Raw genomic sequence first — 12294 nt, 5'->3', positions numbered from 1 at the left:
GCACTCGGCATCGTCGGCACGTTCACCTTCGTGCCGCAGCTGCGACGCTGGCTCGGTACGGCGCTACGGCCCCGCCTCAAGGAGTTGGGCGGAGAACTGATCGAGCTGGCACGCGAGCCGAAGCGGCTCGCGCTCATCGTGTCCGGCTGTGCTGCAACGACTCTCGGTGCGGCCTTGGCGCTGTGGGCGAGCGTGAACGCGTTCGGCGGCGGCACCACCTTCGTCACCGTCACCGTCGTGACGATGATCGGCGGCACCCTCGCCTCGGCCGCTCCCACACCGGGCGGCGTCGGCGCCGTCGAGGCGGCACTGATCGGTGGTCTCACGGCCTTCGGAGTCACCGCCGCCGTCGCCGTCCCCTCCGTGCTGCTGTACCGGGTGCTGACCTGCTGGCTGCCGGTGTTCGTCGGCTGGCCCGTGATGCGGTGGCTGACCAGAAACGACATGATCTAGATCGGGCGGCTCGCGCTCTCGAAGGGTGGAACGCAGCAGGCATTTGCTGTGAATTCAATGTCAGTCGGGTAACCACGCAACGTTCCGTCGTGCAATCCTCGTTGACGTTGCCAACGAACCGATTGCCATGGGGGGCCAGTGACTTCAGAGCCTCCGGCGCCGTCCTACTCATCTACGCGGCCTCGTTGGCGCTCCTGGAAGCCGAGCGATCACAGCCCAATTCGAACATCAAGAACTTCGGCGACGCCGTCTGGTCGTCGATCGAGACCGTCACCACCGTCGGCTACGGCGACGCGGCTCCAGTGACCGGTCGGGGCAGACTGATCGCCGTCGCGCTCATGATCGGGGGGATCAGCCTCGTGGGTGTGGTGACCGCGACACTTGCGTCGTGGATCGTCCAGCGGGTCGCGGAAGAGGACACGGCCCAGCAAGCGGCAACGGCTGCGCAGATCGACGCGTTCCGCGACGACCTCGAGCAGAAGGTGCTCATTCTGCTCGAACGAATCGAGAAACTGACCGACGTCATCACCCAGGAATCCCCAGTACGAGAGCCACGCTGAGGCAGTCACCGGATCGACCGTCGACGCAATGGCACGCAGGCGCGCCCCGTCATTTCGTCGAGAGGCCCGACATCCACCCCCTTCATGGTGTTGGATGAAGAGGTGGCAGACATCAGCCGCAGCCGCACGATAACCGCCCAGCCGCAGGCGATCTGGGACGTTCTCGCCGACTTCGGTTCCCTGAGCGCGTGGGCGACCAACGCCGATCACTCCTGCATCCTGAACCACGGTCCGGAGGGTGACGCGGTGGGAACCACCCGGCGGGTGCAGGTGGGCCGCAATGCAGTGGTGGAGCGCATCGCCGAGTTCGACCCACCCGCGGCCCTGGCCTACGACATCGAAGGCCTGCCCAGTCGGCTGCGCACCGTCGTCAACCGCTGGACGTTGAGACCTGCCGGCGGCGCAACCGAGGTGACGCTCACCAGCAGGGTCGAGATCGGCACCAACCCGGTGGCCCGCGCCGCCGAGTGGGTGGTGTGCCGAGGCATGGCCAGGGAGTCCGACGCGATGCTCGCCGGGCTGGCACGACGAACGGAGAACACGCATGGCTGACCGCCCCGACATCGTCATCCTGATGACCGACGAGGAACGCGCGGTACCGCCATACGAATCGGCGGACGTCGCGGCGTGGCGCAAACGCGCCCTCGGCGGACGTCGCTGGTTCGACGAACATGGGGTCAGTTTCACCAGGCACTACACGGGCTCCCTGGCGTGTGTGCCGAGCCGACCGACGATCTTCACCGGCCACTACCCCGATCTGCACGGGGTCACGCAGACCGACGGCATCGGCAAGAGGTACGACGATTCACGGCTGCGGTGGTTGCGCGCCGGCGAGGTGCCCACTCTCGGCAACTGGTTCCGAGCCGCAGGTTACGACACCCACTACGACGGCAAGTGGCACATCTCGCACGCCGACCTCGAGGACCCAGACACGGGTGAACCACTGGCCACCAACGATGACGAAGGCGTCGTCGACCACGCTGCCGTACAGCGCTATCTGGACGCCGACCCGCTCGAACCCTACGGCTTCTCCGGCTGGGTCGGCCCCGAACCTCACGGTGCGGCGATGTCCAACAGCGGCTTTCGGCGCGATCCGTTGTTCGCCGATCGAATCGTCGCCTGGCTGAATGACCGGTACGCGCGACGTCGCGCCGGTGACGCCGACGCGCTGCGCCCGTTCCTGCTGGTCGCCAGCTTCGTCAATCCGCACGACATCGTGCTGTTCCCGGCATGGCAACGGCGCAGTCCCTTGACCCCCTCGCCCTCGCTGGATCCGCCGCACGTGCCTGCGGCGCCAACGGCCGACGAGGACCTGCGCACCAAACCCGCCGCCCAGATCGCGTTTCGCGAGGCGTACTACTCCGGTTACGGCCCTGCACCTGCGATCGGACGCGGCTACAAGCGCAATGCGCAGCAGTACCGCGACCTCTACTACCGGTTGCACGCCGAGGTCGACGGCCCTCTGGATCGGGTGCGCCGCGCCGTCACCGAGGGTGGGTCCGACAACGCCGTCCTGGTCCGCACCTCGGATCACGGCGATCTGCTCGGCGCGCGCGGTGGCCTGCACCAGAAGTGGTTCAACCTCTACGACGAGGCCACCCGGGTGCCGTTCGTCATCGCCCGCATCGGCGAGGATGCGACGCGGGCCCGCGTCGTCGCCGCCCCGACGTCACACGTCGACCTGGTGCCCACCCTTCTGGGTGCGGCGGCCATCGACGTCGACGTCGTGGCAGACGAGCTGTCCGAGTCGTTCTCGGAAGTCCACGAACTACCTGGCCGTGACCTGATGCCCGTGGTGGACGGGGCGTCCGCCGATGATCACCGGGCGATCTACCTGATGACGCGGGACAACGTGCTCGAAGGCGACACGGGTGCGTCGGCGACGGCTCGGCAAATGGGCCTGACGGTGAATCCGCCGACACCACTGCGCATCAAGATTCCCGCCCACGTCGCCTCCAACTTCGAGGGGCTGGTCATCCGGGTGGACGACGTCGACGCCGCCCTCGGCGCGGGACATCTCTGGAAGTTGGTGCGCACCTTCGACGACCCGTCCACCTGGACCGAACCAGGGGTACGCCAGCTGGCGACCAACGGCATCGGCGGCGAGGCGTACCGGACCGACCCGCTCGACGACCAATGGGAACTCTACGACCTGACCGCCGACCCGATCGAGACCGACAACCGGTGGGACGACCCCGATCTGCACCACCTGCGAGCACACCTGCGGATGCAGCTGAAGCAGGCTCGGACATCCTCGGTGCCAGAACGCAATCGGCCATGGCCCTACGCGGAGCGCCAACCGCCGACCGGCGGGTCCGATGGCGTGGCGCGTCGGGTCTGGCAGCGCATTCGTCGGTGACCGCGCTCAGGGGGTGATGGCAGCATCCACCAGAGCGGTAGCCATGCTCCGCGATGCCTGCACGGTCGCCGGTTTGTGGTCCAGCCACGCCGAGATGCCTGCGCCGTCGTAGAGGATCACCAGTTGTTCTGCCAGCTCCTCGGGGTATGAGGCCTTGGCCGCGAAGGCGAGGTCCAGGAAGAGATTGTGAACCCAGTTGCGGTATTCGGCCGCAACCTCCTCGACCACACCGCCGGGCAAGGACTCGGCACTGGCGCTGACGAAGGCGCAGCCACGAAAGCCGGGTTCGCTGAACGCCATCCCCTGAATCTCGAAGACGCCGATCAGCCGGTCCCTTGGGGTGTGGTAGCGCGTGAGTTCACGTGCAATTCGCTCCCGAGTCCGACTGTGCCGCAACCGCAGATAGGCGCGAACCAGCTCGTCCCTGCTGCCGAACGCCTCCACCAGGGTGGCCTCCGGAACGCCGGCCTTCTCGATGACCCGCTCGATGCCGACGCGCTGAATGCCCTAGCTGTAGAACAGTTCAGCGGCGGCGTTGAGCAGACGTATTCGCGCTCCGTCGGCGGCGTCGTCGGACCCGTCGCCAGCTCGCGGTGCTTCGGACATGCACACCCATTCCAATTAGGTCAGACCACCCGAACACCGACGGTAGCCCACCGAGCGTTGCCGGACTAGCTGAGGACTAGCTGGCCACCAGATCGAACTCATTGCCCTCGGGGTCGGCCAGACTCACCCACCGCCCGTCGTTGGCGGCCAGAGGGCGAAGTTCGTTGGCGCCCAACGCGAGCAGCCTGGCGGTTTCGCCGTCGACGTCCGCAGTGCGGAGGTCGAGGTGGACCCGGTTCTTGACGGCCTTGCCCTCGGGGACACGGTGAAACATCAACAGCGGGCCGGAGCCGGGATCCGTACCGGGCGGGATCGAAGCGAAGTCCGCCGACGCTCCGTCGGCGGTGTCGCGGTGCAGGACAGCAGCCCAGAACGCGGCGAGGGCCGCCGGGTCGTGGGCGTCGAAGCTGATGCCGAGCAGGGTGATACCGGCCATGGGCCGATCCTTTCGTTGTGGGAAGTTGGGTGCGGTGTTGGTCAGATCGCGGTGCGTCCACCATCGACGGCGATGGTGGTGCCGGTGATGTACGCCGAGCGGGACGACACCAGGAAGCCGATGGTTTCGGCGATCTCCTGCGGCTGGGCAGCGCGGCCGAGCAGTGTTGTGTCGCCGAGGTTTTCGATGCGTTCGGGGGCGGCGCCACCGGTGTAGACGGGCCCAGGCGCGACGGCGATCACGCGCACGCCGCTTGGCCCGTACTCAGCGGCCCAGGACCGCGCCAGCGACGCCACCGCGGCCTTGGTGGCGCCGTAGGCGGCACCACCGGCCAGGCCGACCGTACCGGCCATGCTCGCGAGGTTGATGATGACGCCCTCGCCCTTGGCGACCATGGCCGGCGCCAGAGCCGCGACCAGCAGGTAGGGCGCCTGCACGTTCGCGGCGAACAGGTCATCCAAGATTTGGGGGTCCAGATCCGAGGTCGGACCGAACCAGGAGAACCCGGCATTGTTGATCAGCACGTCGACGTCGCCGGCCTCCTCGGCGAGCCGGATGGCCGCGGGCGGTTCGCCGAGGTCGGCGGCGATGAACCTCGCCGCCCCGCCGGCCTGCGCGATCTCGTCGACCACCCGTTGGCCCCGCGCGGCGTCTCGGCCGTGGACGACGACGCTCGCACCCTGTTTGGCGAGCTGCAGAGCGGTGGCCTTGCCGATTCCCGACGTCGCTCCGGTAACCAGCGCCGTCTTACCCTCCAGATCCTGCACGGGGACGTTGCTTGCCATGACGCTCCTCAATGTTTGCACCGATCTGTCTAATGTGCGAAATTAGACCAATCTGTCCAAACGCGCAATGTCGGCGGGGTCCGACGAAGAAGGGGCGAGCGCATGAATCTCGATGACGCCGACGGCCTGAACGGCGAATACGTACCCAGCCCGGACGAACGCGTCCGCACCCAGGTGGCCGACTACGAGTGCACGGACGGCGTCGAGGGCGGCACCCTCGAAGGGGAACCGGTCGTCATCCTCACCTCGGTCGGGGCGAAGTCCGGCAAGGTCCGGAAGAACCCGGTGATGCGGATCGTCGAAGGCGAGCGCTACGTCGCCGTCGCGTCGGCGGGTGGATCACCACGGAATCCATCCTGGTACGCCAACCTGGTGGCCCACCCCACCGTCCGATTGCAAGACGGGGCAGCCATCAAACTGCTGCGCGGCAGGGAGGTCTTCGGTGACGAGAAGGCCCATTACTGGACCGTCGCCGAGAGCTTCTGGCCACACTTTCCCGAATACCGCCAACGTGCGGGGCGCGAAATACCGATCTTCGTGCTGGAACCGAGTCCCTAGTGACGCTTTCCGTGGCCAGGGCGATCGTCATCCACCAGCACGGCGGACCCGAGGTGCTCCAGCTCGAAGACATCGAGATCGGGCGCGATCGTCCTCATCCCGTGAACGCGAGAGCCCTACCGCGACGATGGGTTCCAGAATCGCCTTTCAGACAGGTCTGTCTGATAAAATCCGCCGCATGGCGAAGAAGCCGGCACCACCGAAGCGGCCGTCGGCCCGGGAACGGTTGCTTGCCGCCTCGGACGAGTTGTTCTACCGCGACGGCGTGCACTCGACGGGAATCGACGCCGTCATCGAGAAGGCCGGAGTTGCAAAGGGTTCGCTGTACTACATCTTCGGCGGTAAGGACGAATTGATCGCGGCCTATCTCCGCGGTCGACACGAATCCTGGCGCAACCAGGTCGAAGAACGGCAGCGCACAGTGGAGGACCCCGCCGAGAAGATCCTGGTCATGTTCGACGCGATCGGTGACTACGCAGCACTCCCCGACTATCGCGGCGACGCCTTCGCCAATGCCTCGGCCGAAGCTCCTGCGGGCAGCGCACAGGAGCTGGCCACCAAGAACTTTCGAGAATGGCTCCGAGGGTCCCTGCACGACCTGGCCAGCCAGACCGGCGTCATCGATCCTGAAGCACTCGTCGACGCACTCGTCGTGCTGCACGACGGCGCCATGGCGACCGCGATGATGGACAACACGTCGAGGGGTACCGCCAAGACGGCGAGGCGGATTGCCCAGCTGACGCTAGCTGCCGCCAAGGCCTCTAGTTCGGTGTAGACGCGCAAGCGACAGGTTCCGCAGCGCGCATGTGATAACTTGTTGATCAACAAGTTAGTTCTACCCGCGCAACGAGGACGGTCCGACATGCCCACCCAGGAGGAGCGGCGCAACGAGGCTGAGCAGAGGTTGCTCACCGCCGCCGCCGAATTGATCGGCGAGGTCGGACCCGCCGGGGTGACGCTTGCCAACATCGGTGAGCGAGCCGGCTACAGCCGCGGCCTTGCCACCCACTACTTCGGCTCCAAGGGCGCCTTGATGAAGCGCCTCGTCGACACCGTCACCGATCAATTCCAGATGTCGATGTTCGTTGAACGCGAAGCGGATTCGGCCATGGCCCGGCTCCTCAACCTCGTCGGCACCTACTTTCGGGCCATGGCCGATCTGCAACCGGCCAACCGGGCTCGGCTGGTCCTGTGGGCGGACGCCGTCGCGATGCCTTCCCCCGACGTGCGTGCCGCCATGATCGCCGCCGACCGCGACTTCCGGCAAGCACTCACCGAAGGCATCCGCGACGGAATCGAAGCAGGCGAATTCCCGTCGGACGTCGATCCCCACGGTCTGGCCACGGTCATCATCGCCATGCTGCGAGGCACCGCCCTCGAATCACTGCTGGACGAGCAGGTCGACCTCCGAGGCTGCCGCACCGAAGTCGAACGGCTCCTCACCGCCAGGCTCGGCTCCGAAACCGTTCTCCCCATGAAGAAGAAGGCCATCAGAAGATGAGTATCAAATTCGGCAGGATCGCCCAGATCGGCTACGTCGTCCGCGATATCGACGCCGCGATGGACAATTGGGTCCGCCACGGAGTCGGTCCCTGGTTCTACGTCGACCGCGTGCAAACCGACTACTTCCGCTACCGCGGGACCGACTCGGACATGCAGATGAGTGTGGCCCTCGCCAACTCCGGGGACGTCCAACTCGAACTCATCCAACCCCGCAACGACGCCCCGTCGATGTACAAGGACTTCCTCGACGCGGGCCGCGAAGGGGTGCAGCACATCGCCTACTGGTCCGAGGATTACCAGAACCTTCTCGATGGGGCGCTGGCCGACGGGTACGCGATCGGCCAGGAGGGCAGCATCGGCGGAGAGCTGGGCCGGTTCGCCTACCTGGACACTGAACGCGAGCAGGGCACCGTCATCGAACTGTCCGACGTCAGCGGGCCCAAGGGCCAGTTCTTCCAATACATCCGAGAAGTCGCCGCCGACTGGGACGGCACCGACCCGATTCGCGGCAGGGAGTGAGCGCCATGGAATACCCCGACCTCACCGCACTGCCACAGGAACTACGGGACACCGTCGAAGCGCACAACTCACTCAACGTCTACCGGATGATCACGCATTCGCCAGGTCTTGCCCCGGGATTCTTCGTGATGGCCGACGCCATGTTCCAGGCGAACTCACTGCCCGCACCGCTGCGCGAGCTCGCGATCATCCGCGTCGGCCGCGTCTACGGCGCCGCCTATGAGGTCTTTCAGCACGAGAGGATCGGCGGCTGGGTCGGCCTGTCCGCGGACGCGATCGCCGCGGCCGCCACCGGTTCCACCGACGGGCTGCCCGACGACGAAGCCGCCATCCTCTTCTGGACCGATCAGCTGCTGGAAACCCACACCCTCGGCGACTCCGAGCGCGACGACGCCATGAAGATGCTTGGGGTGACGCAGTTGGCAGACCTGGTCATTACCGTCGGCTTCTACCAACTGGTCTGCAACTTCCTCAACACCTTCGACGTCACCACCGAAGGTGAACCGACCTTCGGCTGAGGCTTGCTACTCGGGCCACGCAGAGTTCTTGATGACGTCCACGAAGTCGGTACGGCGGAATCCGGGGATGAAGTGCTCGAGCACGTCGGCGTTGACGGTGCCGAACGTCGTGTCCGGCCGGTCCTTGAACCCGTCGGCGAATGCCTGGAGGATCTCGGTCTTGAAGTTCGGCCGTGGGTGCGCCGACGTCACCGCCTCGATCTGTCCGGATTCGATTGCGTCGAGCCGGATTCCGAGCACGTCGGTCTCCACGCCCGCGGTGGTGGCCGCGATGACCGGATGCATCCCGTAGGGCACCTCCGGTGTGGTGTGCAATGCGATCGCCGCCCAGACGACGTCGGTCTCCGCGCCGGAGAACCCGTGCGAGACGAGGAAGGCCCGCGCCGTGTCGGCGCTGTCCATCTCGAAACGCTGCGCGGTGCCACGGTACGGCGGGACCAGCCCGGTGTCGTGGAACAGCGCGGCGACGTACAGCAACTCGGCGTCGGGGTTGATCGCCAGCCGCCGGGACTGCAGGCTGCCGAACAGGAACACCCGACGCGAATGATGAAAGATCAGCTCGTTGGTGGTGTCGCGGATCAGCTCGGTCGCGTCCTTCACCAACGAGCTGTCCGGGATCCGAACTCCCGCAATGGTCTCAGCCATGTTCTCTGTCCTTCCGAAGCGGAACGTCCCGATCGGCGATGGTGTCGACCGGCTTGTTCCACTATCGCTCGGACCAGTGCGGTGCCGCCGTGTACTTGACGCCATGAAACCCTCAGATCTGGACACTGTGTGACGGCTGACCTGGAGGGCCGACGATGAGCCTCGATACTGCACCCCATGATGTCGTGGTTCTGCTCTACGACGGAGTCCAGATGCTCGACGTGACGGGTCCGATCGACGCGTTCGCCTCGGCCAACACCTTCGGCGCCGATTACCGCATCACCCACGCCTCCCTCACCGGCGACGACGTGGTGGCCAGCTCGGGTGCCCGCCACGGCGCGGACGCCGGCATCGACGACCTGCCGCCGAGTATCGGCACCCTGCTGGTGCCGGGCTCCCCGAATTGGCAGGCGGCCATCACCGACTCCGCGCTGATCGACGCCGTGCGCAGCCTTGCGCAGCACAGCCGCCGGACGGTCTCCATCTGTGCTGGCGCCTTTCCCCTTGCCGCGACGGGGTTGCTCGACGGTCGACGGGCCGCCACGCACTGGAAGCTCGCGCGTCAGCTCGCCGCGCGTTTTCCCAACGTCACCGTCGACTCGGCGTCGCTGTTCGTCACCGACGGTCCGTACGTGACCTCGGCCGGTGTCACCGCGGGTATCGACCTGGTGCTGTCGCTGATCGAGCACGATCATGAGCCCGGCCTCGCCCTGGACGTGGCTAGAGACCTCGTCGTGTTCATGGCACGCCCTGGAGACCAGTCGCAGTTCAGCGTGCGCCTGGAGGCGCTGCCCACCAACCACTCCGTCGTGCGCGCGGTCATGGACGACATCACCGCCAGCCCCGGTCGCAACCACACGCTGTCCGCGCTGGCGGCGACCGCGGGTGTGAGCGCCCGTCATCTGTCGCGGTTGTTCCTCGCCGAAACCGGGCACACCCCTCAGCACTTCGTCGACCGCACCCGCCTCGAAGCAGCCTGCGCGATGCTCACCGGAAGCCAGGCGTCGCTGGACCAGATCGCCGAACAGACCGGGCTTGGCTCCGGCGAATCACTACGTCGCCTGTTCCACCGCGAGCTTGCGATCACCCCGAGCGCCTACCGAAATCGGTTCAGGTCCGCGAAGTCCTGACCATTGGTCACGGGTTGCCAAGCAGTGCCCCAATAGCGGGCGTCAGTTCGTCGCGGTGCTCGCGGACGAACTCGGCGAACGACAGTGGCTCGTGCCCGATGATCTCGGTGAGTCGTGCCGGGTCCGGCGGGATGGCGGCCGCGCCGCGCTGAGCAACGAGCGCGCCCACGGACGAGATGTGTTGAGCCATCGCGAGGTTGACCACGCCCGGCGAACTGCGCGCCACGCCTTCCAGCGTGGCCTGCCAGTCGAGAGCCGAGACGGGAGCGAACTCCACGATGCGACCGGTCTCCGCGCTGATCACCTTGGCTACTTCGCCGTGACTGAGCAGTTCGGCACCGGGCGGGTAGGTCACCCTGGCGCCGGCGAAGCGGGCCGGCTCGATCAGCGCCGCGACGGCGAGGTCTGCGGCATCGCGGCCGCTGATCCAGGGCGTCGGGCCCGTCCCAAAACTGTTGGCGAACCGCCCAGTTTCGCGGATCTCGTGGCCGTGCAGGACGAGGACGTTCTCGTAGAACAGCGCCGCCACCCGCAGCACGGTGGGTTCAAGCCCGGCCCAGGTGAACACTTCCTCGGCGACGGCCTGCGCACGCCCGAGACCGCTGGGACTGTTTACGGCGGACGGGCCCATCGACATCACCACCAGGTCTGGGGACAGCTCTTCGGCGCGCAGCACTGACGCCAGATTCGCCGCGGCGGCGACGGCGCCCGCCGCGATCGGATACGCGAAGTACACCGCATCGATGCCGCGGACGGCCTCGACGAGGGTCCTGCGGTCCATCAGATCACCCATCACCACCTCAACGCCCTGCTCGACGAACCGATCGACGTGCGCACCGCGGGACCGGACGAGCAGGCGGACGTTGCGATCATGGGCCAGAAGCCGATCGACGACCCGCGACCCGGTACCGCCGTGTCCGCCTGCGCCGATCACGAGCACTGTGGGTTTCGAGCTATCGGACATGCGACCTCCGTCTGGGTAATGATCGGTATACTTCGGTGATCGACCGTACAACTGCTTTCGATCGAAGTAAACCGGACGGTATGCTTTGACCATGACAGAGACCGTTGCGCTCCCGGATGTCCGAGGCGGTCGGGGTGCGCGCGAACGGATCCTCAACGCCGCGACGGCCCTGTTCTATCGCGTCGGCATCCACGCCACCGGGGTGGAGCGCCTGACGCAGGAGGCGCACGTCTCCAAACGCACCTTCTACCAACACTTCCCAAGCAAGTCGGATCTCGTCGAGCAGTACCTGCGCCGGATCGCCGAGGCGGGTGGATCACCGTATGAGCGGGCACTCGACACCACCGACGCCACCCCCCGCAACCGGCTGCTCGCGATCTTCGAGCCGATGCCGACCGGACGCTTTCGCGGCTGCCCGTTTCACAACGCCGCCGTGGAGAGTGCGGGCGAGCTGACCGCGGTCGACGACTTGGTGCGTGCGCACAAACTCGAATTCGTCGAGCGTCTGGTCACCGTGGCCGCCGCGGCGGGCGCGAAGGATCCCTCCCGCCTCGGCCACCAGCTCGCGGTGCTCTTCGATGGCGGCAATGCGCTGGCGACGTCGTTGAACGATCAGTCGCCGCTGGTGCACGCGCGATCCGCTGCCGAAGCGCTGATCGACGCCGCCATCACCTAACCCAAAGAGTGCGGGCGGTGGGACTCGAACCCACATGTTCTTTCGAACACGGGCACCTAAAGCCCGCGCGTAAACCAATTTCGCCACGCCCGCAGAGCGCCGATGTTACCTCCTCACACCTTGCATGTCGGTGGTGCTTCCTACCTTGCTGTCGGGGAGGGACGAAGCCATGCGGTCAGCCGAGGAGTTCGACGAAGTGCGCCGCCTCGTCGCGGCAGGCATGAACGACTGCGAAGTAGCCAGGGAAACGGGCATCCCACGAACGACGGTGTGGTGGTGGCACGGGCCGGAAAGCTGCCGGTCACGCTGTTCACCGCCGGCGCCATCGTCACCCCGGCCGACGCCGCGATGATGATGCCGCTGGGTGCCGAGCGCGGCTGGTGACCGATCCGCCAGGTTCGGATGCTTATGACCCCGCGGCGCACCTGTCTGCCGGCCGGTCGCTGGCCCTGGCGTGGGATGGCCGACGGTCAACGAACGCGAAGGGTCGAACCGCGAGCGGCGCACCGTCCATCCCGCCGGCGAGCACCGCGTCGGTGGCGGTGTAGACCGGCGCCGCGAGCAAGGCGGTCACGCTCGCGG

15 protein-coding genes, 1 tRNA gene and 2 pseudogenes are annotated in these 12294 nt (G+C 66.7%); 12 read left to right on the top strand and 6 right to left on the bottom strand.

Translation table 11 applies throughout. The annotated features are described in order from the left end of the window. The 4 genes and pseudogenes from ACRDUX_RS23645 to ACRDUX_RS23630 form a co-directional block, all read left to right on the top strand. The coding region (locus tag ACRDUX_RS23645; RefSeq protein WP_526417077.1) for a lysylphosphatidylglycerol synthase transmembrane domain-containing protein at positions 1 to 453 on the top strand (453 nt) is incomplete at its 5' end. 143 nt (positions 454 to 596) lie between these two features. Further along, positions 597 to 1013, top strand: a pseudogene (locus ACRDUX_RS23640) (ion channel); the annotation flags it as partial. Positions 1014 to 1097: 84 nt separating this feature from the next. Beyond that, positions 1098 to 1565, top strand: a complete 468-nt coding sequence (locus ACRDUX_RS23635; protein ID WP_526417075.1) for an SRPBCC family protein — start codon at positions 1098 to 1100, stop codon at positions 1563 to 1565. Further along, positions 1558 to 3372, top strand: coding sequence for a sulfatase-like hydrolase/transferase (locus ACRDUX_RS23630; RefSeq protein ID WP_526417073.1), 1815 nt, complete (start codon positions 1558 to 1560; stop codon positions 3370 to 3372). Before ACRDUX_RS23635 ends, ACRDUX_RS23630 begins: the two co-directional genes overlap by 8 nt. 6 nt (positions 3373 to 3378) lie before the next feature. Here ACRDUX_RS23630 and ACRDUX_RS23625 read toward each other — a convergent pair whose 3' ends face one another. The 3 genes from ACRDUX_RS23625 to ACRDUX_RS23615 all read right to left on the bottom strand — a co-directional run bounded on the left by ACRDUX_RS23625 (position 3379) and on the right by ACRDUX_RS23615 (position 5199). Beyond that, the gene (locus tag ACRDUX_RS23625) at positions 3379 to 3816 is read right to left on the bottom strand and encodes a TetR/AcrR family transcriptional regulator (RefSeq protein ID WP_526417071.1); all 438 of its coding nucleotides are present in this window, start codon (positions 3814 to 3816) and stop codon (positions 3379 to 3381) included. A gap of 238 nt (positions 3817 to 4054) precedes the next feature. Then, entirely contained in the window at positions 4055 to 4414 is a 360-nt protein-coding gene (locus ACRDUX_RS23620) for a VOC family protein (protein WP_526417069.1), read from the bottom strand. Between the two features lie 41 nt (positions 4415 to 4455). Continuing rightward, positions 4456 to 5199: an SDR family NAD(P)-dependent oxidoreductase gene (locus tag ACRDUX_RS23615; RefSeq protein ID WP_526417067.1), complete on the bottom strand. Its 744-nt coding sequence runs from the start codon at positions 5197 to 5199 to the stop codon at positions 4456 to 4458. Between the two features lie 102 nt (positions 5200 to 5301). Here ACRDUX_RS23615 and ACRDUX_RS23610 point away from each other — a divergent pair, with 102 nt between their 5' ends. The 5 genes from ACRDUX_RS23610 (at position 5302) to ACRDUX_RS23590 (ending at position 8297) form a co-directional block, all read left to right on the top strand. Next, a complete protein-coding gene (locus tag ACRDUX_RS23610; RefSeq protein ID WP_526417065.1) occupies positions 5302 to 5757 on the top strand; it encodes a nitroreductase family deazaflavin-dependent oxidoreductase in 456 nt (151 codons plus the stop codon). A gap of 178 nt (positions 5758 to 5935) precedes the next feature. Next, positions 5936 to 6532: a TetR/AcrR family transcriptional regulator gene (locus ACRDUX_RS23605; protein ID WP_526417063.1), complete on the top strand. Its 597-nt coding sequence runs from the start codon at positions 5936 to 5938 to the stop codon at positions 6530 to 6532. A gap of 87 nt (positions 6533 to 6619) precedes the next feature. Then, positions 6620 to 7258: a TetR/AcrR family transcriptional regulator gene (locus tag ACRDUX_RS23600; protein ID WP_526417061.1), complete on the top strand. Its 639-nt coding sequence runs from the start codon at positions 6620 to 6622 to the stop codon at positions 7256 to 7258. Next, a complete protein-coding gene (locus ACRDUX_RS23595) occupies positions 7255 to 7779 on the top strand; it encodes a VOC family protein (RefSeq protein WP_526417059.1) in 525 nt (174 codons plus the stop codon). Before ACRDUX_RS23600 ends, ACRDUX_RS23595 begins: the two co-directional genes overlap by 4 nt. Before the next feature lie 5 nt (positions 7780 to 7784). Further along, positions 7785 to 8297 carry a carboxymuconolactone decarboxylase family protein gene (locus ACRDUX_RS23590; RefSeq protein ID WP_526417057.1) on the top strand — a complete coding sequence of 171 codons (513 nt, stop codon included), beginning with the start codon at positions 7785 to 7787 and terminating at the stop codon, positions 8295 to 8297. A gap of 6 nt (positions 8298 to 8303) precedes the next feature. Here the strand turns inward: ACRDUX_RS23590 and ACRDUX_RS23585 are convergent, their stop codons facing one another. Further along, positions 8304 to 8942 (bottom strand): HD domain-containing protein, encoded by a 639-nt coding sequence (locus ACRDUX_RS23585; protein ID WP_526417055.1) that lies wholly within the window; start codon positions 8940 to 8942, stop codon positions 8304 to 8306. Positions 8943 to 9097: 155 nt separating this feature from the next. Here ACRDUX_RS23585 and ACRDUX_RS23580 point away from each other — a divergent pair, with 155 nt between their 5' ends. Then, positions 9098 to 10072, top strand: coding sequence for a GlxA family transcriptional regulator (locus ACRDUX_RS23580; RefSeq protein WP_526417053.1), 975 nt, complete (start codon positions 9098 to 9100; stop codon positions 10070 to 10072). A 7-nt stretch (positions 10073 to 10079) separates the two neighbouring features. Here ACRDUX_RS23580 and ACRDUX_RS23575 read toward each other — a convergent pair whose 3' ends face one another. Next, on the bottom strand, positions 10080 to 11036 hold the full coding sequence (locus tag ACRDUX_RS23575) for an NmrA family NAD(P)-binding protein (protein ID WP_526417051.1): 957 nt from the start codon (positions 11034 to 11036) through the stop codon (positions 10080 to 10082). Between the two features lie 91 nt (positions 11037 to 11127). On the opposite strand from ACRDUX_RS23575, the gene ACRDUX_RS23570 reads away from it, so the two are divergent. Continuing rightward, a complete protein-coding gene (locus ACRDUX_RS23570; RefSeq protein ID WP_526417049.1) occupies positions 11128 to 11712 on the top strand; it encodes a TetR/AcrR family transcriptional regulator in 585 nt (194 codons plus the stop codon). 9 nt (positions 11713 to 11721) lie between these two features. Here the strand turns inward: ACRDUX_RS23570 and ACRDUX_RS23565 are convergent. Continuing rightward, positions 11722 to 11805: transfer RNA gene (locus ACRDUX_RS23565), tRNA-Leu, on the bottom strand. A 183-nt stretch (positions 11806 to 11988) separates the two neighbouring features. Here ACRDUX_RS23565 and ACRDUX_RS23560 point away from each other — a divergent pair. Next, positions 11989 to 12084, top strand: a pseudogene (locus ACRDUX_RS23560) (pyridoxal 5'-phosphate synthase lyase subunit PdxS); the annotation flags it as partial. Positions 12085 to 12294: the final 210 nt, after the last annotated feature.

The organism is Mycobacterium sp. (assembly GCF_050701675.1).
In the GTDB taxonomy this organism is placed as follows: domain Bacteria; phylum Actinomycetota; class Actinomycetes; order Mycobacteriales; family Mycobacteriaceae; genus Mycobacterium.
This window is presented reverse-complemented; position numbering and strand designations above follow the sequence as displayed.

Coding starts and splice junctions, on each gene's coding strand:
- ACRDUX_RS23610 (WP_526417065.1), top strand. CDS start 5,302: ATGAATCTCGATGACGCCGACGGCCTGAACGGCGAATACGTACCCAGC.
- ACRDUX_RS23615 (WP_526417067.1), bottom strand. CDS start 5,199: ATGGCAAGCAACGTCCCCGTGCAGGATCTGGAGGGTAAGACGGCGCTG.
- ACRDUX_RS23595 (WP_526417059.1), top strand. CDS start 7,255: ATGAGTATCAAATTCGGCAGGATCGCCCAGATCGGCTACGTCGTCCGC.
- ACRDUX_RS23635 (WP_526417075.1), top strand. CDS start 1,098: ATGGTGTTGGATGAAGAGGTGGCAGACATCAGCCGCAGCCGCACGATA.
- ACRDUX_RS23580 (WP_526417053.1), top strand. CDS start 9,098: ATGAGCCTCGATACTGCACCCCATGATGTCGTGGTTCTGCTCTACGAC.
- ACRDUX_RS23600 (WP_526417061.1), top strand. CDS start 6,620: ATGCCCACCCAGGAGGAGCGGCGCAACGAGGCTGAGCAGAGGTTGCTC.
- ACRDUX_RS23620 (WP_526417069.1), bottom strand. CDS start 4,414: ATGGCCGGTATCACCCTGCTCGGCATCAGCTTCGACGCCCACGACCCG.
- ACRDUX_RS23585 (WP_526417055.1), bottom strand. CDS start 8,942: ATGGCTGAGACCATTGCGGGAGTTCGGATCCCGGACAGCTCGTTGGTG.
- ACRDUX_RS23575 (WP_526417051.1), bottom strand. CDS start 11,036: ATGTCCGATAGCTCGAAACCCACAGTGCTCGTGATCGGCGCAGGCGGA.
- ACRDUX_RS23630 (WP_526417073.1), top strand. CDS start 1,558: ATGGCTGACCGCCCCGACATCGTCATCCTGATGACCGACGAGGAACGC.
- ACRDUX_RS23570 (WP_526417049.1), top strand. CDS start 11,128: ATGACAGAGACCGTTGCGCTCCCGGATGTCCGAGGCGGTCGGGGTGCG.
- ACRDUX_RS23590 (WP_526417057.1), top strand. CDS start 7,785: ATGGAATACCCCGACCTCACCGCACTGCCACAGGAACTACGGGACACC.
- ACRDUX_RS23605 (WP_526417063.1), top strand. CDS start 5,936: ATGGCGAAGAAGCCGGCACCACCGAAGCGGCCGTCGGCCCGGGAACGG.